The sequence below is a fragment of the Pseudomonas sp. N40(2020) genome (assembly GCF_014472415.1).
Taxonomy (GTDB): domain Bacteria; phylum Pseudomonadota; class Gammaproteobacteria; order Pseudomonadales; family Pseudomonadaceae; genus Aquipseudomonas.
This window is the reverse complement of the sequence record NZ_JACSZV010000016.1, coordinates 47,565-66,350: the sequence shown is the minus strand read 5'-3', so window position 1 is coordinate 66,350 and position 18,786 is coordinate 47,565. Positions and strand designations below refer to the sequence as shown.

The window sequence follows — 18,786 nt, the reverse complement described above, 5'->3', positions numbered from 1 at the left end:
TGAACAGTATCAAGGGAGAGACACTATGTACTTGACGCCTCAGCACGTATTGCTTGCCGGAGCCACCGGTTTGACCGGTGAACATCTACTCGACCGTTTGCTCAACGAGCCAACGATTACCCGCGTGCTCGCCCCTTCCCGCCGGCCATTGGCCGAGCATCCACATCTGGAAAACCCGGTTGGTGACCCACAGGCGTTTCTGCCGCAACTCAGCGGTCGCGTCGACATCGCCTATTGCTGCCTCGGCACGACGATCAAACAGGCCGGCTCCGAAGCTGCGTTTCGCGCGGTGGATCTGGACATGGTCGTGGCGTTCGCCAAACGTGCGCGGGAAATGGGCGCGCGACATCTGATCGTGATCAGTGCAATCGGGGCCGATCCGAAATCTTCGGTTTTTTACAACCGGGTCAAAGGGGAAATGGAACAGGCATTGCGCGCGCAGGACTGGCCGCAACTGACCATTTGCCGGCCGTCGCTGTTGCTTGGGGAACGTACCGAGCCGCGTCTGGGCGAGCAGCTTGCCGCGCCGTTTTCAAAATTGATTCCCGGTAAGTATCGCGGGATCGAGGCCTGCCAATTGGCCCGGGCGATGTGGCGGCTGGCGCTGGAAGAACAGGATGGGGTCCGGGTGATCGAGTCGGATGATTTGAGGAAACTCGGTAAATAATACAGCGGTGTCTGGAATTGATCGTTCCCACGCTCCGCGTGGGAACGATCAGAACACCCGACTACAATCCGCCAGTCGCCTGAAACCCCACACCAATCACCGTCAGCAAAGACAACGGTAAAAGCAGCGTATCGAGCAAAGCACTCGCCGGCAGATCCACCCCCGGATAGCTCGGCGCTTCAGCGCCAAACCGATCCATCGCACAACATCCGCCATTCAGCGCATACAAATCCAGCCGCGTCCCCGAATACACCACTGGCGCCCCAGGCTTCGCCGCATCGAGCGTGCGCGCAGTGGCACACCCCGTCAGTTGCAGCGCGAGCAAAACCACCAGCAGCTTATTCATCGCTGCTCAGATGATGCTCGCCCCAACGCGGCAGCATGTCCTGAGGAATGCCCAGCAGATTGAGAATCCGCGCCACGACGAAATCGATCAGATCATCGATGGTCTGCGGCTGGTGATAGAAACCCGGCGACGCAGGAAGGATGGTCACGCCCATGTTCGACAGCTTGAGCATGTGCTCCAGATGAATGCTCGAATACGGCGCCTCGCGTGGCACCAGAATCAACTGGCGACGCTCCTTCAACGTCACGTCGGCGGCGCGTTCGATCAGGTTATTGCAGGCGCCGGTGGCAATCGCCGACAGCGTGCCAGTGGAGCACGGCACCACGACCATTGCCGCTGGGGCGCCGGAGCCGGAAGCCACCGGCGACATCCAGTCTTCCTTGCCGTACACGCGGATCTGCCCGGCGGCAGCCCCGGTGTATTCGGTCAGGAACGCCTGCATCATCTGCGGCTTGGGCGGCAGCGTGACATCGGTCTCGGTGGCCATCACCAGTTGCGCAGCCTTGGAGATCAGGAAGTGCACCTCGCGATCTTCACGCACCAGACAATCGAGGAGGCGCAAACCGTACTGCGCGCCTGAAGCGCCGGTCATCGCCAGCGTGATGCGTTCGGGGCCATTGCTCTCCAAACGAGTGTTCATTGCAGCGCCTCGGCGAGTTTTCCGTGCAGGCCGCCGAAGCCGCCGTTGCTCATGATTACCACGTGAGTGCCGGGCTGAGCCTGGCTCTTCACGCGTTCGATGATGCCTTCCAGCGAATCGCTGACAATCGACGGCACGGTGCACAGCGCAGCGGTCGCGCCCAGATCCCAGCCGAGGTTGGCCGGGGCGTACCAGATCACCTGATCGGCATCGACCACGCTGGCTGGCAAACCGTCGCGGTGCGCGCCGAGCTTCATCGAGTTGGAACGCGGTTCGATGATCGCAATCAGCGGTGCATCGCCGATGCGTTTGCGTAGACCATCGAGGGTGGTGGCAATCGCCGTCGGGTGATGGGCGAAGTCGTCGTAAATGGTGATACCGCGAACCTCAGCGACTTTCTCCATGCGACGTTTGACGTTCTTGAACGCACTCAACCCGGCAATGCCCATCGACGGCACCACGCCGACATGACGCGCTGCCGCCAGCGCGGCCAAGGCGTTGGCGACGTTGTGCTGACCGGTCAGCTCCCACTCGACCGTGCCTTGGGATACGCCTTCGAACATCACTTCAAATGCCGAACCGTCTTCGCTAAGCAATTTGACCTGCCACTGACCGCCCGCCCCGGTGGTCTGCACCGGAGTCCAGCAGCCCATTTCGATCACTCGCTGCAACGCAGGCTCGGTTGTCGGGTGGATCACCAAGCCTTCACTCGGAATCGTGCGCACCAAATGGTGGAATTGCCGCTCGATCGCCGGCAGGTCCGGGAAGATGTCCGCGTGATCGAACTCAAGATTGTTGAGGATCGCGGTGCGTGGGCGGTAGTGAACGAATTTCGAGCGTTTGTCGAAAAACGCGCTGTCGTACTCGTCAGCTTCGATCACAAAGAACGGCGTGCCGCCCAGACGCGCCGACACCGAGAAATTCTGCGGCACGCCGCCAATCAGGAAGCCTGGGCTCATGCCGGCGTGTTCCAGCACCCAGGCGAGCATGCTGCTGGTGGTGGTTTTGCCGTGGGTGCCGGCGACGGCCAGCACCCAGCGACCTTGCAGCACGTGATCGGCCAGCCACTGCGGGCCGGAAACGTACGGCAGGCCTTTGTTCAGCACATATTCCACCGCCGGATTGCCGCGGGACATGGCGTTGCCGATCACCACCAGATCCGGCGCCGGATCGAGCTGAGCCGGGTCGTAACCCTGCGTCAGCTGAATGCCCTGGGCTTCAAGCTGCGTGCTCATCGGCGGATAGACGTTGGCGTCGGAACCGGTCACGTGGTGGCCCAGCTCTTTGGCCAGAACCGCCATCGAGCCCATGAAAGTCCCGCAGATACCCAGAATATGAATGTGCATAGTCGACCTCGTAAAACATGGCCGCAGGTTAGCGTAGGGAGGGGGAATTCGCACTCTTTAGGTGATGGGGCGGGAATGGCATTTGTGTTCGGCTGTGGATTGTCGCCCCTCACCCCAGCCCTCTCCCGAGGGAGAGGGAGCCGATCTCGGTTGCTTTCAAATGCTGAGTTCACGTCGATGATTCAGGTCGGCGTAAATCGCCAGAACACCTCGGTCAGTCCCCTCTCCCTCTGGGAGAGGGCTAGGGTGAGGGCTCTAACTGACCCGCCGCTCAATGCCATGTTTACGCAGCTTCCTGTAAAGCGTATTACGACTAACCCCCAACTGCTCAGCCGTATGCGTCATATGCCACCGCGTCTGTTCCAGCGTTTTAAGCAGCGCAACCCGCTCAGCATCTTCCAATGGATGCTCAGATACATCAGGTTGCAAAACCGCCACCCGCACCTGCCGAATCATCGCCGGCAAATCCTCCAGCCCGATCCGCCCTTCATCACACAACGCCGCCAACGTGCGCAGCACATTGCGCAACTGCCGCACATTGCCCGGCCAGTTGAACGCCAGCAGCGCCTCACGCGCAGGTTGTTCAATCAATATCGTCTCGCCGCCAGCCTCCTCGGCCAGCAGGAAGTCCAACAGTTGCGATTTATCACTGCGCTCGCGCAACGCCGGCAACGCCACTTCCAGCCCATTGAGCCGGTAATACAGATCTTCACGGAAGCTGCCGTCCGCAACCCGCTCAAGCAGATTGCGGTGGGTCGCGCTGATGATCCGCACATTGACCGCTTCCGGTTCCCCGCCAATCGGCACCACTTGCCGATCTTCCAGCACCCGCAGCAAGCGGGTCTGCAAGGCCAGCGGCATGTCGCCGATTTCATCGAGGAACAGCGTGCCTCCATCGGCCTGCTGCAACTTGCCGCGCATGCCGTCCTTGCGAGCACCAGTGAAGCTACCGCCGCGATAGCCGAACAGCTCGCTTTCGATCAGGCTCTCGGGGATTGCTGCACAGTTGAGTGCGACGAACGCCTTGCTCGACCGCTGACTGGCTTGATGCACCGCTTTGGCGAAGGCTTCTTTGCCGGAGCCCGTTTCGCCATTGATCAACAGCGGCACATCACGCTCGAAAACGCGCAGGGCTTTGCGGAAGTTCGCTTGCAGCGTCGCATCACCAAGGCAGATGCCCGACAAGCGTGGTGCCTCGGTGACAACTGGTGAGCGCATGATCGGCGGCGGCTTGCGCGATTCGCCACGCAACACGGCAAACAGCTGCCGGCCATCGCGGGTGCGCAACGGCCAACTGGCGCTGGCATTGGCGCTCGCCCGGCCAAGCAATTCATCGAGCGAACAATCGAAAAACGCCTCCACCGGTTTGCCGAGCAAGCCACCGCGAATATGTCCGAGCAGGTTCAGCGCACTCTGGTTGACCGCACTGATCCGCCCTTCCCCGTCAAACGCCAGCAGCCCTTCGCTGAACAACCCTACGGATTCGGCCTGGAGATGGAAACGCAGCAGCCATTGGTTATCGAAACAACGCAGGAAGTAGCAACTCTCGATCATCTTCGCCGACAGATTGACCAGCGCCATGGTGTGGAACTGGCTCTGGCGCGAGACGTCGTGGCGCGCCGAGGACACATCGAGCACGGCCAGCAACTCGCCGTGCGGATCGAACACCGGACTCGCCGAACAAGTCAGGCCCGTATGGCGCCCTCGAAAGTGTTCGTCCTGGTGAATAGTCAGCGCCTGACGCTCGACCAGACAGGTGCCGATGCCGTTGGTGCCTTCACAGGCTTCGCTCCAGTCGGCACCGAGCCAGAGGCCGGCGCGTTCGAAAATCTTGCGTTCGGTGGGCGCGGTGACGCAATTGAGGATCACCCCGCGCGCGTCGGTCAGCAGCACCGCGTGGCCGGCGCCGGAGAGTTGTTGATGCAGGCTGCTCATTTCATTGCCGGCAATCTTCAAGACCTGCTGCAGACGTTCGCGGCTTTCGAGGACGCGCCCGTGTTCGAGCACGGTGGGCGCCATGCTCAGCGCGGGGTCGAGATGATAATCCTCAAGACAGCGCAGCCATGAGCGGGCGATTGACGGATCAGCTCCGGGCCCGTGCAGGTGAGGTTTGCCCTGGGTGGCGGTGAGAACCTGTTGGGCATGGCGACTCAAATGGTTGTCGTGCATTTCTTATTGTTCTCCCCGAGGCTCGGTGGCCCAATGCTTGAGGTGACGCCCAGCATCCTCCAGCCACCGGCGCATTGCAATGCTGGCAAGACTGCCCGGTCACTGACTGTGCCAAAAGCGGTACAAACTGTCACCGCATCTGTACCGAAACCGTCACAGCCTTCATCCACCCGTCCGACAGAAACCGCGCAAGGCCTTGATTTACCTGACCTGCACGGCGGTGGCCCGACCTTTGCTCTACGCTTATAGCAAGCGCACTTGCGCGTTTCTCTAATAAGTACAAAGCCAAGGAGAACATCATGCGTTACGCTCACCCCGGTACTGAAGGCGCCAAAGTCTCGTTCAAGAGCAAGTACGGTAACTACATCGGCGGCGAGTTCGTCGCGCCTGTCAAAGGTCAGTACTTCACCAATACTTCGCCGGTCAACGGCCAGCCAATTGCCGAATTCCCCCGCTCCACTGCCGAAGACATCGATAAGGCACTGGACGCCGCCCACGCTGCCGCCGATGCGTGGGGCGCGACCTCCGTGCAGGCGCGCTCGCTGATCCTGTTGAAAATCGCCGACCGCATCGAAGCCAACCTCGAACTGCTGGCGATCACCGAAACCTGGGACAACGGCAAAGCCATCCGCGAAACCCTCAACGCCGACATCCCGCTCGCCGCCGACCACTTCCGCTACTACGCCGGTTGCATCCGCGCCCAGGAAGGCAGCGCTGCCGAAATCGACGGCAACACCGTGGCTTATCACATTCATGAACCGCTGGGCGTGGTCGGCCAGATCATCCCGTGGAACTTCCCGATCCTGATGGCCGCGTGGAAACTTGCGCCAGCCCTGGCCGCCGGTAACTGCGTGGTGCTCAAACCTGCCGAGCAAACTCCGCTGGGTATTTCCGTGCTGGTCGAACTGATCGGCGACCTGCTGCTGCCGGGCGTGCTGAACGTTGTTCAGGGCTACGGCAAAGAAGCCGGCGAAGCGCTGGCGACCAGCAAACGCATCGCCAAGATTGCCTTCACCGGGTCAACCCCGGTCGGCTCGCACATCATGAAATGCGCTGCCGAAAACATCATCCCGTCCACCGTGGAACTGGGCGGAAAATCGCCGAACATCTTCTTCGAAGACATCATGCAGGCCGAGCCGACTTTCATCGAGAAAGCTGCCGAAGGTCTGGTGCTGGCGTTCTTCAACCAGGGCGAAGTCTGCACCTGCCCGTCCCGCGCACTGGTTCAGGAATCGATCTACGACGAATTCATGGCCGTGGTCATGAAGAAAGTCCTGCAAATCAAACGTGGCGATCCGCTGGACACCGACACCATGGTTGGCGCTCAGGCGTCCGAGCAGCAATTCGACAAGATCCTGTCCTACCTGGAAATCGCCAAGGGCGAAGGCGCAGAGCTGCTGACCGGCGGCAAGGTGGAAAAACTCGAGGGCAATCTGTCGACCGGCTATTACATCCAGCCGACCCTGCTCAAGGGCACCAACAAGATGCGCGTGTTCCAGGAAGAAATCTTTGGCCCGGTGGTGAGCATCACCACGTTCAAGGACGAAGCCGAAGCCCTGGCCATCGCCAACGACACCGAGTTCGGCCTTGGCGCCGGCCTGTGGACCCGCGACATCAACCGCGCCTACCGCATGGGCCGCGCAATCAAGGCCGGTCGCGTGTGGACCAACTGCTACCACCTGTACCCGGCGCATGCCGCGTTCGGTGGGTACAAGAAGTCCGGCGTCGGCCGTGAAACCCACAAGATGATGCTCGACGACTATCAGCAGACCAAAAACCTGCTGGTGAGCTACGACATCAATCCGTTGGGCTTCTTCTAAAGCATAGGGGCGAGGCAGATATTTCTGCCTCGCCCTTTCGACCGCTTTCGCGAGCAGGCTCGCTCCCACAGGGACTGCGTGCCCCCGCAATGCTCGACTCGACACACATCCAATGTGGGAGCGAGCCTGCTCGCGAAAGCGATGTGCGATTCAACCCAATGGTCCCCGGCCCCGCAACTGGGCCAATAAAACAATAAGAATGGTGAACCCTATGCCTAGCGAATCCCCTGCTGGCGCTCCGGCGACTGGCTCTTCCGTCGACTTCGAAAAAGTCGGTTCGGACTACTTCCAACAACGCGAACTGAAAAAAGGCGCCGCCGGCTGGGTGCTGCTGGTGGGGCTTGGGGTCGCTTATGTGATCTCCGGCGATTATGCCGGCTGGAACTTCGGCCTGGCTCAGGGCGGGTGGGGCGGCATGTTCCTCGCGACACTGCTGATGGCCACCATGTATTTGTGCATGTGCTTTTCCCTGGCCGAACTGTCCTCAATGATTCCTACTGCCGGTGGCGGTTACGGATTTGCCCGCAGCGCGTTCGGCCCTTGGGGCGGCTTCCTGACTGGAACCGCGATCCTTATCGAATACGCCATCGCCCCTGCCGCGATTGCCGTGTTCATCGGCGCTTATTGCGAATCGTTGTTTGGCATCGGCGGCTGGATGATTTATCTGGCGTTCTACATCATTTTTATCGCCATCCACATTTTCGGGGTGGGCGAAGCGTTGAAGCTGATGTTCGTCATCACGGCCATTGCTGCTCTGGCGCTCGGCGTATTTCTGGTGGCCATGGTGCCGCACTTTGACGTCGCCAATTTGCTCGACATCCCAGTGAGCAACGCTACCGGCGCCAGCAGTTTCCTGCCGTTCGGCTATGTCGGCGTGTGGGCGGCGATTCCTTACGCGATCTGGTTTTTCCTCGCGGTGGAAGGTGTGCCGCTGGCCGCCGAAGAAACCAAAAACCCCAAGCGCGACCTGCCACGCGGGCTCATCGGCGCCATGCTGGTGCTGCTGGCGTTTGCCCTGCTGATTTTGATCGTCGGGCCGGGCGGCGCAGGTGCCAACTCGCTGCTGACGTCGGGCAACCCGCTGGTTGAAGCGTTGAGCAAAGCCTACGGCGGCTCGACCTGGATGGGCGGTTTCGTCAATCTCGTGGGCCTGGCCGGGTTGATCGCCAGTTTCTTCTCGATCATCTACGCCTATTCGCGGCAGATTTTCGCCTTGTCCCGCGCAGGCTACCTGCCGCGCAAATTGTCCGAGACCAACAAAAGCAAGGCACCGGTGCTGGCGCTGGTGATTCCGGGGATCATCGGTTTCGGGTTGTCGCTGACCGGCCAGGGCGACTTGCTGATTCTGGTGGCGGTGTTCGGCGCGACCATTTCCTATGTGCTGATGATGGCCGCGCACATCACCCTGCGCATCCGCCGCCCCAAAATGGATCGTCCGTACCGTACGCCCGGCGGCATCTTCACCTCGGGTGTTGCGCTGGTGCTGGCCTGCATCGCCGTGATTGCGGGTTTCCTGGTCGATCCGCGGGTCGTGATCGGCGCCGCTATCATCTATGGAGTGTTAATTGCTTACTTTGCTTTCTACAGTCGACATCACTTGGTAGCAGGTACGCCGGAGGAAGAATTCGCGGCGATTCAGAACGCTGAAAAAGCCCTGCACTGACGGTCGAAAACCACGGCGCAGGGCTGACCTGCGCCGTCACGGAGAATTCTGTATGGCGAGTTTCGCTCACACGGTCGGCGCCCAGACCTACCGCTTCGACAGCCTCAAGGACGTCATGGCCAAGGCCAGCCCTGCGCGTTCGGGGGATTTTCTCGCCGGGGTTGCCGCGCTCAATGACGGCGAGCGCGTGGCTGCGCAAATGGCGCTGGCCGACATCCCGCTCACGCATTTCCTGCAAGAAGCGCTGATCCCTTATGAGTCCGATGAAGTCACCCGCCTGATCATCGACACCCACGACAAACAAGCCTTCGCCGTAGTCAGCCACCTCACCGTCGGCGGTTTCCGCGACTGGCTGCTCAGCGACGCCGCCGATGAAACCAGCCTGCGCGCCCTCGCCCCCGGCCTGACCCCGGAAATGGTCGCTGCTGTATCGAAGATCATGCGCGTGCAGGATCTGGTGCTGGTCGCGCAGAAAATCCGCGTCGTCACAAAATTTCGCGGCACCCTTGGGCTGCGTGGACGCCTGTCGACCCGACTGCAACCGAACCACCCGACCGACGAGCCGTCCGGCATCGCCGCGAGCATTCTCGACGGCCTGCTGTACGGCAACGGCGACGCAATGATCGGCATCAACCCGGCCACCGACAGCATCGCCTCGATCTGCGCCATGCTGGAAATGCTCGACGCAATCATCCAGCGTTACGACATTCCGACCCAGGCCTGCGTGCTGACCCACGTCACCACCTCCATCGAAGCGATCAACCGTGGGGTGCCGCTGGATCTGGTGTTCCAGTCGATTGCTGGCACCGAAGCGGCCAACGCCAGTTTCGGCATCAACCTGAATGTTTTGCAGGAAGGCTATGACGCCGGGTTGAGCCTGAATCGCGGCACCCTCGGGCAGAACCTGATGTATTTCGAAACCGGCCAGGGCAGCGCGCTGTCGGCCAACGCTCACCACGGCGTCGATCAGCAGACCTGCGAGACGCGGGCTTACGCCGTGGCGCGACATTTCAAGCCGTTCCTGGTGAACACCGTCGTAGGATTTATCGGCCCGGAATACCTCTACAACGGCAAACAGATCATTCGCGCCGGCCTCGAAGACCACTTCTGCGGCAAGTTGCTCGGCGTGCCGATGGGCTGCGACATCTGCTACACCAACCACGCCGAAGCCGATCAGGACGACATGGATACCCTGCTGACCCTATTAGGTGTGGCCGGGATCAACTTCATCATGGGCATCCCCGGTTCCGACGACATCATGCTCAACTACCAGACCACCTCGTTCCACGACGCCCTCTACGCACGCCAGACTCTGGGCTTGAAACCGGCACCTGAGTTCGAACAATGGCTGGCCAACATGGGCATCTTCACTCAGGCTGACGGCAAGGTCCGCTTCGGCAACAACCTGCCGCCGGCCTTCCGCCAGGCCCTGGCGCAACTGGGATGAGCCTTATGGAAAAACCGCCCGTCGACCCGCAAAACCCATGGCTGGAACTGCGCCGCCTGACCCCGGCACGGATCGCTCTTGGCCGCACCGGCACCAGTTTGCCGACCAGCGCCCAGCTTGATTTTCAGTTTGCCCACGCACAGGCGCGGGATGCGGTGCATCTGCCGTTCGATCATGCAGAACTCAGCGCGCAACTCAGTGAGCGCGGGCGTGAAAGCCTGCTTTTGCACAGCGCAGCGGTGGATCGCAACAGTTACCTGCAACGTCCGGATCTGGGGCGCAAGCTCAGTGACGAGTCAGCGCAGACCTTGCACGATTACGCAGCCGCGCATCCGGGCGGCGTCGATCTGGCGATTGTCGTGGCCGACGGTTTGTCAGCACTGGCGGTGCATCGGCATACGTTGCCGTTTCTCACTCGCATGGAAGATCAGATGAGTGCTGACGGATGGTCCATTGCGCCCGTCGTTCTGGTGGAACAGGGACGGGTAGCCGTCGGTGATGAAATCGGTCAACTGCTCGGCGCAAAAATGGTCGTGATGCTGATTGGTGAGCGCCCTGGCCTGAGTTCGCCAGACAGCCTCGGTTTATATTTCACCTACAATCCAAAAATCGGACTGACCGATGCCTACCGCAATTGCATTTCCAACGTGCGGCTAGAGGGCTTGAGCTACGGCATGGCGGCGCATCGCTTGCTGTATCTGATGCGCGAAGCCTGTCGGCGGCAGCTGTCGGGAGTCAATCTGAAGGACGAAGCACAGGTTCAGACGTTGGAGTCGGACGCAGGGGCGGACATGAAAGGAAACTTCCTACTCGGTCCGCCCCCAACCTGAACCGTTTCCGCATTGCGTTTCTGCGAAGGTTTCAGGCAGGATCGATGCACGGCCGCCAGGGTTTCCCATCGCCGTCAGAGCAGTTGAAGACAGCCACTTGAAGACGAGACCTATCATGCGGATTATTCAAGCGACCCTCGAACATCTGGATTTGTTGACCCCGTTGTTCGTCAAATATCGCGAGTTCTACGGTTCCCTGCCTTACCCGGACTCCTCCCGCGCGTTCCTCGAAAAACGCCTGCGCCGCAAGGAGTCGGTTATCTATCTGGCCCTGGCCGACGATGACGACAAGAAACTCATGGGTTTCTGTCAGCTGTATCCAAGCTTCTCCTCGCTGTCACTCAAACGCGTGTGGATCCTCAACGATATCTATGTCGCCGAAGATGCCCGACGCCAATTGGTCGCCGACAACCTGATCCGCACCGCGAAGAAAATGGCCAAGGAAACCCAGGCCGTGCGCATGCGCGTTTCCACCAGCAGTAACAATGAAGTCGCGCAGAAAACCTATGAGTCCATCGGATTCAAGGAAGACACCGAGTTCAAGAACTACGTGTTGCCGATCAGCGAAGAGCTCTGACGGCGTTGGCAGCCTGTGATGAGGGAGCAAGCTCCCTCGCCACAAAGAATGCCTACCTGACAATTGTTCACACCCCGACATTCCTCGCTACAAAACCAACGCGCGTTTCATCCTTCAGACCGTATAATCCCGAGCTTTCCGGCTTGTAAGAAAAACTACACCTGCTTGTAGGCTTACACGAAGTCATTCGCACGGGCCTGCAGAGTTGGGCCATCACCACAGGTGCCTCCATGGATTTCAACCCGCTCGACCTTATCCTGCATCTCGACGTCTACCTCGATTTGCTGGTGAACAACTATGGGCCATGGATCTACGCCATCCTGTTTCTGGTGATTTTCTGTGAAACCGGTCTGGTGGTGATGCCGTTCCTGCCGGGCGACTCGCTGCTGTTCATCGCTGGCGCCGTTGCGGCTGGCGGTGGCATGGACCCGGTGTTGTTGGCCGGTCTGCTGATGCTCGCGGCGATCCTGGGTGACAGCACCAACTACGTGATCGGACGAACGGCCGGGGAAAAATTGTTCAGCAACCCGAACTCGAAAATCTTCCGCCGCGACTATCTGCAGAAAACTCACGATTTCTATGACAAGCACGGCGGTAAAACCGTAACCCTCGCGCGCTTCCTGCCGATCATCCGCACCTTTGCTCCATTCGTCGCCGGCGTTGCGAGGATGCCCTACCCGCGCTTTTTCGGTTTCAGCGTCCTGGGCACCATTCTCTGGGTTGGCGGCCTGGTAACGCTGGGGTATTTCTTCGGCAATGTACCGTTCATCAAGAAGAACCTTTCATTGCTGGTGGTCGCGATCATTCTGCTGTCGCTGGTGCCGATGATCATCGGCGTGGTTCGCAGCCGTTTCGGCGGCACCAAAGCCCAATCGCACTAAGCCTGTGTGGTCGCTCAGCGCCTGGCGACGCCGGCGCATTCTGGCGAAGCACCCGATTGCCGACGACCTGTGGCAACGGGTGCGCCATCACCTGAGTTTTCTTGACGGCATCACGGCCGCCGAAGACCAGTGGCTGCGCGAGGCCTGCGTCTTGTTCCTCGACGACAAACACCTGAGCGCCCTGCCCGGCGTCGAACTGCATCAGGAACAACGCCTGCTGCTCGCCGCACAAGCGCAATTACCCCTTCTGCACTTGGGCGACTTGAATTGGTATCAGGGCTTTCACGAGATCGTCCTCTATCCCGACGACTTCCTCAGCCCGCAGCGCCATCGCGATGCCAGCGGCGTCGAGCATGAATGGGATGGCGAACACAGCGGCGAAGCCTGGCAGCAGGGGCCGATCATTCTGGCCTGGCCAGGCGTGATGGCCAGTGGTGGCTGGGAAGGCTACAACCTGGTGATCCACGAACTGGCGCACAAACTCGACATGCTCAATGGCGATGCCAACGGCCTGCCGCCGCTGCACACAGACATGCGCGTCAGCGACTGGGCCGAGGTGATGCAAAAGGCCTACGACGACCTCAATCTGCAACTCGATGACAACCCTGACGCCGAAACCGCCATCGATCCCTACGCCGCGGAAAACCCGGCCGAGTTCTTTGCCGTCACCAGCGAGTATTTCTTCAGCGCACCGGATCTGCTGTACGAGGCTTATCCACAGGTCTACTTGCAACTGAAGCGTTTCTACCGGCAGGATCCGTTGGGCAGGTTGCAGCAACTTCAGGCCACAGACCCGGTCTATCAGGCGCAAGACTGAGCGCCGAACGACGCTCAGTACATGGCGTAGGCTGCAGAATATGCCTATAATCGCCGCCACTTTTTGGTCAATCCGGCCAAGTGTTTTTGGTCAACTACGGGGGCAACGCCCAATGAGCTACAGCAAGATTCCGGCTGGCAAAGACCTGCCGAACGACATCTACGTCGCGATCGAGATCCCGGCCAACCACGCGCCGATCAAATACGAAATCGACAAAGACAGCGATTGCCTGTTCGTTGACCGTTTCATGGCCACCCCAATGTTCTACCCGGCCAACTACGGTTTCATCCCGAACACCCTGGCTGACGATGGTGATCCCCTCGACGTGCTGGTTGTGACCCCTTACCCGGTTGCACCAGGCTCGGTGATCCGCGCGCGTCCAGTCGGCGTCCTGAACATGACCGACGACGGCGGCGGCGATGCCAAAGTCATCGCAGTGCCACACGACAAGCTGTCCCAGCTGTACGTCGACGTGAAGGAATACACTGACCTGCCTCCTCTGCTGATCCAGCAGATCGAGCACTTCTTCGCGAACTACAAAGATCTCGAAAAAGGCAAGTGGGTCAAGATCGAAGGCTGGGCCGGTGCAGACGCCGCCCGCGAAGCGATCACCAAGTCGGTTGCTGCCTACAAAGGCTAAGCGCTTGCGACCTGCGTGATGCTTGCAGAAAACCCCGGTTGATCCGGGGTTTTTTATGCGCGAGATCAGCTTCCTTAAACAGGACGTTTAAAATCCGCGCGACGCGGTTTTAACTTGTTTAATTTCCCACAAGAACGTCTTACATCCCGTCGCAAAATTCAGCCCGTTTTTGAACGCCCGGTTTATTCAAACCGCTCTGGCACGGCCGTAGACTCCGTGTTTATGAGAAAGAACACTAGCGGTCCAAGATTCAAGGCACTCCTGGAAAAAGCGAACATCTCTACCACGGGTTTCGCAAAGTTCTGGGGCACGGAAGCCCAAAATGTCCACAACTGGTACACCCGGGGCGTCCCGGCGTATCGCATGGAAGAAGTCTCACGCCTGCTGTCCGTCAACAGCGAATGGCTGAAAACCGGCGAGGGCACCAAAGAGGCGCCGAGCCTGACGCCGCCTGCCAGCAATGGTGACACCTTTGACGCCCACGCCATCCGCGGCGCGTACACCGTCATCGACCCCAACGACATCGACCTGGCGTTCTTCAAGGAAATGCCGCTCACCAAAGACTCCGGCAAAACCCACGTCATCCTCGATCCGGATCAAACCATCCGCCTGCCCCGCGCCCACCTCGACCAACTGGAAGTGCGCCACAGCGATGCCATCTGCGCCCACATGATCGGCAACAGCATGGCCGAGCGCATCGAAGACGGCTCGATACTCGCCATCGACCGCGGCCTGACCCAGGTCGTCGACGGCGAAATCTACGCCATCGAACACGACGGCATGCTGCGCATCAAATACCTGCACCGCATGCCCGGCAACGGCCTGCGCCTGCGCAGCCACAACAGCGCCGAATACCCGGACGAAGTCTTTCGCCCAGCGCAGATCGAAGAGCAAAGGATTCATATATTGGGCTGGGTGTTCTGGTGGTCGACACTGAGCAAGAGACGGCCGGTGGTACCGTTTCTCTAATCCGAAGGCTTGCTCCTCCCCTGTAGGAGTGAGCCTGCTCGCGATGAGGCCCGGATAGACAGTACAAATCTCGGATTTTGGCCAGTGAGATCGCTCTAACCCGCACTTCCCACTGGGAATCCCGAGCAAAACTCAGTATCCTGCGCCCCACATTCGCGCATTGACCCGCTCCCGCGGCTCAGATGACGCCCGACGCGGCAGACCAACGTCTGCCAAGTCCCACAGCCGGACGCAGATCCGGGTGTACATTTTGAAGGCTGGCGCGGTTTACCAAAAATGAACCAAGCCCGTCCCCGAGAAGCCGGCCACAAGCCGGCTTTTTAATGCCTACTGGAAAGTGCTCAGGTCACAGCCGCTCGACACATGATAGAGCCATGAAACAGCGGCTTACGCTTTCACGGCATCAGCGCTAACGCTCGAAGGCATCCTCAGCGAGCGTTAATTTATACTCGCCCGCCGGTCAGTTCAAAAACACCCATCAGCACAGGGATGCGCCCATGTCCGTTCCAACCTACGATCAGTTCATCGAACCGATCCTACGTTTTCTCGCCTCCAAATCTGAAGGTGTACCCGCGCGGGAGGCTCACGAAGCCGCAGCAAAAACGATGCAACTGACCGAGGCACAGCGTGAAGAACAGCTCGCGAGTGGGCAGTTCACCTACAAGAACCGATCAGGCTGGGCGCACGATCGACTCAAGCGTGCCGGTCTTTCCAGCAGTGCCAAACGCGGTTATTGGAAGTTGACTGATGCGGGCGTGCAGTACGCCAAGGAGCATGCATTTCCACTGTCGGCCAAGGATGTGGAGCATTTAGCGATCGGCTACATGAATGTGAAGCTGAAAGTCGCGCCTGATGCCGAGCCACTGGATGACCAACCAAATGTGGAGCCAGATCTGGCCTCCGCTACCGAAAGCCCTGACGACCGACTGGAGCGAGCGCTAAAAGAATTGCGCGATGCCACGGCGGCCGACCTGTTGGATAACTTGCTGCAAGTCAGCCCCAACCGCTTCGAAGTAATCGTGCTGGATGTGCTTCATCGCCTAGGTTACGGCGCCAGTCGCAATGATCTGCAACGTGTCGGCGGTTCCGGTGATGCAGGCATCGACGGCATTATTTCGCTCGACAAGTTGGGGCTGGAGAAGGTTTATGTTCAGGCCAAACGCTGGCAGAACACGGTTGGCCGGCCTGAACTGCAGGCGTTCTACGGGGCGCTCGCTGGGCAAAAAGCCAAGCGCGGCGTGTTCATCACCACCTCCGGCTTTACGGCGCACGCTGTTGACTTCGCCAAATCGGTGGACGGAATTGTGTTGGTAGATGGCACGCGGCTGGTGCATCTAATGATGGATCATGAGGTGGGCGTGACATCTCGTTTGTTGCGGTTGCCGACGCTGGATCGCGATTACTTTGATGAGGAATAACGTTGAAGTTGCTGCTGTTCGAACCTTCTAGCTAAATCTCCACATTGGGCTTGTGGTCAAAAGTGATGGCACACTAGAATTACGGCGACTGTTCTACCAACCCCCACGGATCGAGGGTTACATCAGCGCGGGGTAAGGCCGGGACTGAATTCAGTTTAGGTTGATGTGCAGGTCAAGGAGACCACTATGTCGGACGCAAACATCAGGGAAAAATACTTCGTTTACCACCTCACCTCCGTTGAGAATCTGGATGGAATCTTTAAGGAAGGCCTAAAGCCTCGAGCCAGTCTGGAAAATTTCACCGACGTCGCAGACAGCGAAATCCTCAAGAAGCGCTAAGCGCTCAATCTTGATCGCTATGTGCCATTCCACTGGTTCGCTGCGAATCCGTTTGATGGGCGGGTACAGCTCAGCCGGCCCAAAGAGAAGTTCGTCCTCATCTCCGTCTTTCGATCATTTGCCAAACAAAACGATTGGAAAATTATTCCCCGGCACCCACTCGCTGATGATGCGATCCAACTGCTCGATTACAACGCAGGTTTTGAAGCAATTAATTGGGAGCTGATGAGTACTCGGGATTATCAGAACCCGGAATGCAAAAGCGTTTGCATGGCCGAATGCCTATCTCCGGAAGTGGTAAACCCCAAAAACTTTTCCAGGATTTATACACCCAACGATGAAGTCAGCTCGCTTTGTGAGGCTAAAATGCGCGTGGCAAAGCTTGCGACTCCCATCAGCGTGAATCCCGGAATGTTCTTATAAATGAACTACACCAGCCTGAATCCAGAGAAAGCTCTGATTTGGCGTATCGTCCATCGCGATAACCTGCCCTGGATTCTGGACAACGGTCTGCATTGCGCAAACTCGGAAGCACAGGCACCTCAGTACGTGAATATCGGTAGCGTCGACTTGATCGACAAGCGCCGTTCCCGTCAGGTGCCTATCGCACCGGATGGCGTTTTGGCCGATTACGTGCCCTTCTACTTCACGCCCTTCTCGGTGATGATGCAGAACATTCATTCTGGGTGGAGTGTTCAGCAACGCAGCAATGACGAGATCGTGATTCTGGTCTCAAGCCTGTATCGCGTTGAAGAGCTCGGCCTACCGTTTGTCTTCACAAACGCGCACGCCTATCCGAGTTGGACAAACTATTACAGCGATCTGGCGAATCTCGACCAGATCGATTGGTCTATCCTTCAACGGCGCGACTTCAAACGCGATCCTGATGATCCTCGCAAAATGGAGCGTTATCAGGCTGAGGCGCTGATTCACCATCACTTACCGATTACGGGACTACTGGGCATCATGTGCCACACCGATGCAATGAAAGTACGCATAGAAGCAGACGTTGCCGCTAGAGGCCTGACGTTGCCGGTTCATGCGCGCCCCAAATGGTATTTCCAATGATCAGATTTACCCAAGGCAACCTGCTGGAAGCCAAAACCGAAGCCCTCGTCAACACGGTGAATACCGTTGGCGTGATGGGCAAGGGCATCGCATTGATGTTCAAAGAACGCTTTGCGCAGAATTACCGTCTCTATGCTGCAGCGTGCAAGGCGAAGGAAGTAGAAACCGGCAAGATGCATGTGACGGCCACCAATGAGCTCGATGGCCCTCGCTGGATCGTGAACTTCCCAACCAAACGCCATTGGCGTTCTCCGTCTCAAATGGTGTGGATCACTGAAGGCTTGCATGATCTGCGTCGGTTTCTGCTTGAGAACGACGTGAAATCCGTCGCCGTCCCGCCTCTGGGTGCTGGTAACGGCGGTTTGAAGTGGCCTGAAGTCCGTGAGCAGATTGTCGAAGTGTTGGGGGACCTGGACGCTGATGTGTTGGTATTCGAGCCCTCGAACCAGTATCTGAACGTCGCCAAACGTTCGGGCGTAGAAAAGCTCACGCCAGCGCGCGCGCTTATCGCCGAACTGGTTCGTCGCTACTGGGTGTTAGGCATGGAGTGCAGTCTGCTGGAGATCCAGAAGCTGGCCTGGTTTCTTGAGCGCGCTATCGAGCAGTTGCCGGATACCGAGAACCCGCTGAATCTGAAGTTTGTCGCGCACAAATATGGGCCGTACGCCAACCGGCTGGAACATCTGCTCGATAACCTCGATGGCAGTTATCTGCACTGTGACAAACGCATCAGTGACGCTGGCATTAGCGATGTGATCTGGTTTGATCAAGAGCGCAAAGCCTTTTTGCAGACGTATCTGAAGACTGAGGCCAAGGAATACTCCCAGGCTTTAGAACGCACTGCCGAGTTGATTGACGGTTTTGAATCGCCATTCGGTATGGAGTTGTTGGCGACAGTCGATTGGTTGCTAAGCCAGGAAGGCGTGTCTGCGACCGTTCCTGCAGTGCGTGAGGCGTTGAAGCATTGGGACGGTGGCGCTGGTGCTGCTGCTCGCAAGAGCAAACTGTTTGATGATCAGGCACTTGATATTGCGCTCAAGCGCCTGACCTCCAGCAGTTTCCGACCTGAATTAGCGGCCTGAGTGATTCCCTGTTAGCCGGGGAGTTGTTCAGCAGGCCCCGCTGCACAATTCCCATCTCCCGCGGAAA

General features: G+C 58.8%; 17 protein-coding genes and 1 pseudogene. 14 read left to right on the top strand and 4 right to left on the bottom strand.

Annotated elements, in window-relative coordinates:
- The first annotated feature begins 25 nt into the window (after window positions 1-25).
- A complete protein-coding gene (locus IAI51_RS12710; RefSeq protein WP_187678809.1) occupies window positions 26-667 on the top strand; it encodes an oxidoreductase in 642 nt (213 codons plus the stop codon).
- A 61-nt stretch (window positions 668-728) separates the two neighbouring features.
- Here IAI51_RS12710 and IAI51_RS12705 read toward each other — a convergent pair whose 3' ends face one another.
- From IAI51_RS12705 to IAI51_RS12690, 4 genes are all read right to left on the bottom strand, one after another.
- A complete protein-coding gene (locus IAI51_RS12705) occupies window positions 729-1,013 on the bottom strand; it encodes a YceK/YidQ family lipoprotein (protein WP_187678808.1) in 285 nt (94 codons plus the stop codon).
- Window positions 1,006-1,653: a flavin prenyltransferase UbiX gene (ubiX, locus tag IAI51_RS12700; RefSeq protein ID WP_187678807.1), complete on the bottom strand. Its 648-nt coding sequence runs from the start codon at window positions 1,651-1,653 to the stop codon at window positions 1,006-1,008. The genes IAI51_RS12705 and ubiX overlap by 8 nt, the downstream gene beginning before the upstream one ends.
- A complete protein-coding gene (gene mpl, locus IAI51_RS12695; RefSeq protein WP_187678806.1) occupies window positions 1,650-2,999 on the bottom strand; it encodes a UDP-N-acetylmuramate:L-alanyl-gamma-D-glutamyl-meso-diaminopimelate ligase in 1,350 nt (449 codons plus the stop codon). Before mpl ends, ubiX begins: the two co-directional genes overlap by 4 nt.
- Window positions 3,000-3,254: 255 nt before the next feature.
- Complete coding sequence (locus IAI51_RS12690) at window positions 3,255-5,168, bottom strand: sigma-54-dependent Fis family transcriptional regulator (RefSeq protein ID WP_187678805.1); 1,914 nt, start codon at window positions 5,166-5,168, stop codon at window positions 3,255-3,257.
- A 299-nt stretch (window positions 5,169-5,467) separates the two neighbouring features.
- Between IAI51_RS12690 and IAI51_RS12685 the strand changes: the two genes are divergently transcribed.
- From IAI51_RS12685 to IAI51_RS12625, 13 genes and pseudogenes are all read left to right on the top strand, one after another.
- Window positions 5,468-6,988 carry an aldehyde dehydrogenase family protein gene (locus IAI51_RS12685; RefSeq protein WP_187678804.1) on the top strand — a complete coding sequence of 507 codons (1,521 nt, stop codon included), beginning with the start codon at window positions 5,468-5,470 and terminating at the stop codon, window positions 6,986-6,988.
- Window positions 6,989-7,199: 211 nt separating this feature from the next.
- A complete protein-coding gene (gene eat / locus IAI51_RS12680) occupies window positions 7,200-8,651 on the top strand; it encodes an ethanolamine permease (protein WP_187678803.1) in 1,452 nt (483 codons plus the stop codon).
- 52 nt (window positions 8,652-8,703) lie between these two features.
- A complete protein-coding gene (locus IAI51_RS12675; protein WP_064392162.1) occupies window positions 8,704-10,098 on the top strand; it encodes an ethanolamine ammonia-lyase subunit EutB in 1,395 nt (464 codons plus the stop codon).
- A complete protein-coding gene (gene eutC / locus IAI51_RS12670) occupies window positions 10,095-10,928 on the top strand; it encodes an ethanolamine ammonia-lyase subunit EutC (protein WP_401269057.1) in 834 nt (277 codons plus the stop codon). The genes IAI51_RS12675 and eutC overlap by 4 nt, the downstream gene beginning before the upstream one ends.
- A 115-nt stretch (window positions 10,929-11,043) precedes the next feature.
- A complete protein-coding gene (locus IAI51_RS12665; protein WP_007910890.1) occupies window positions 11,044-11,505 on the top strand; it encodes a GNAT family N-acetyltransferase in 462 nt (153 codons plus the stop codon).
- A gap of 230 nt (window positions 11,506-11,735) precedes the next feature.
- Entirely contained in the window at window positions 11,736-12,386 is a 651-nt protein-coding gene (locus IAI51_RS12660; protein WP_187678801.1) for a DedA family protein, read from the top strand.
- A gap of 4 nt (window positions 12,387-12,390) precedes the next feature.
- A complete protein-coding gene (locus IAI51_RS12655; protein WP_187678800.1) occupies window positions 12,391-13,203 on the top strand; it encodes a zinc-dependent peptidase in 813 nt (270 codons plus the stop codon).
- A 112-nt stretch (window positions 13,204-13,315) separates the two neighbouring features.
- The gene (gene ppa, locus IAI51_RS12650; RefSeq protein WP_045881121.1) at window positions 13,316-13,843 is read left to right on the top strand and encodes an inorganic diphosphatase; all 528 of its coding nucleotides are present in this window, start codon (window positions 13,316-13,318) and stop codon (window positions 13,841-13,843) included.
- Between the two features lie 222 nt (window positions 13,844-14,065).
- On the top strand, window positions 14,066-14,812 hold the full coding sequence (locus tag IAI51_RS12645; RefSeq protein ID WP_187678799.1) for a helix-turn-helix transcriptional regulator: 747 nt from the start codon (window positions 14,066-14,068) through the stop codon (window positions 14,810-14,812).
- Window positions 14,813-15,309: 497 nt separating this feature from the next.
- Window positions 15,310-16,230 (top strand): restriction endonuclease, encoded by a 921-nt coding sequence (locus tag IAI51_RS12640; protein WP_187678798.1) that lies wholly within the window; start codon window positions 15,310-15,312, stop codon window positions 16,228-16,230.
- A 186-nt stretch (window positions 16,231-16,416) separates the two neighbouring features.
- Window positions 16,417-16,992, top strand: a pseudogene (locus IAI51_RS12635) (DarT ssDNA thymidine ADP-ribosyltransferase family protein).
- Window positions 16,993-17,637, top strand: a complete 645-nt coding sequence (locus IAI51_RS12630) for a DUF4433 domain-containing protein (protein WP_187678797.1) — start codon at window positions 16,993-16,995, stop codon at window positions 17,635-17,637.
- Window positions 17,634-18,719, top strand: a complete 1,086-nt coding sequence (locus IAI51_RS12625) for a macro domain-containing protein (protein WP_187678796.1) — start codon at window positions 17,634-17,636, stop codon at window positions 18,717-18,719. The genes IAI51_RS12630 and IAI51_RS12625 overlap by 4 nt, the downstream gene beginning before the upstream one ends.
- Window positions 18,720-18,786: the final 67 nt, after the last annotated feature.

Excerpts from the sequence above, each read along its gene's own strand:
- IAI51_RS12710 (WP_187678809.1), top strand. The coding sequence starts at position 26 with ATGTACTTGACGCCTCAGCACGTATTGCTTGCCGGAGCCACCGGTTTG.
- IAI51_RS12705 (WP_187678808.1), bottom strand. The coding sequence starts at position 1,013 with ATGAATAAGCTGCTGGTGGTTTTGCTCGCGCTGCAACTGACGGGGTGT.
- ubiX (WP_187678807.1), bottom strand. The coding sequence starts at position 1,653 with ATGAACACTCGTTTGGAGAGCAATGGCCCCGAACGCATCACGCTGGCG.
- mpl (WP_187678806.1), bottom strand. The coding sequence starts at position 2,999 with ATGCACATTCATATTCTGGGTATCTGCGGGACTTTCATGGGCTCGATG.
- IAI51_RS12690 (WP_187678805.1), bottom strand. The coding sequence starts at position 5,168 with ATGCACGACAACCATTTGAGTCGCCATGCCCAACAGGTTCTCACCGCC.
- IAI51_RS12685 (WP_187678804.1), top strand. The coding sequence starts at position 5,468 with ATGCGTTACGCTCACCCCGGTACTGAAGGCGCCAAAGTCTCGTTCAAG.
- eat (WP_187678803.1), top strand. The coding sequence starts at position 7,200 with ATGCCTAGCGAATCCCCTGCTGGCGCTCCGGCGACTGGCTCTTCCGTC.
- IAI51_RS12675 (WP_064392162.1), top strand. The coding sequence starts at position 8,704 with ATGGCGAGTTTCGCTCACACGGTCGGCGCCCAGACCTACCGCTTCGAC.
- eutC (WP_401269057.1), top strand. The coding sequence starts at position 10,095 with ATGAGCCTTATGGAAAAACCGCCCGTCGACCCGCAAAACCCATGGCTG.
- IAI51_RS12665 (WP_007910890.1), top strand. The coding sequence starts at position 11,044 with ATGCGGATTATTCAAGCGACCCTCGAACATCTGGATTTGTTGACCCCG.
- IAI51_RS12660 (WP_187678801.1), top strand. The coding sequence starts at position 11,736 with ATGGATTTCAACCCGCTCGACCTTATCCTGCATCTCGACGTCTACCTC.
- ppa (WP_045881121.1), top strand. The coding sequence starts at position 13,316 with ATGAGCTACAGCAAGATTCCGGCTGGCAAAGACCTGCCGAACGACATC.
- IAI51_RS12645 (WP_187678799.1), top strand. The coding sequence starts at position 14,066 with ATGAGAAAGAACACTAGCGGTCCAAGATTCAAGGCACTCCTGGAAAAA.
- IAI51_RS12640 (WP_187678798.1), top strand. The coding sequence starts at position 15,310 with ATGTCCGTTCCAACCTACGATCAGTTCATCGAACCGATCCTACGTTTT.
- IAI51_RS12630 (WP_187678797.1), top strand. The coding sequence starts at position 16,993 with ATGAACTACACCAGCCTGAATCCAGAGAAAGCTCTGATTTGGCGTATC.
- IAI51_RS12625 (WP_187678796.1), top strand. The coding sequence starts at position 17,634 with ATGATCAGATTTACCCAAGGCAACCTGCTGGAAGCCAAAACCGAAGCC.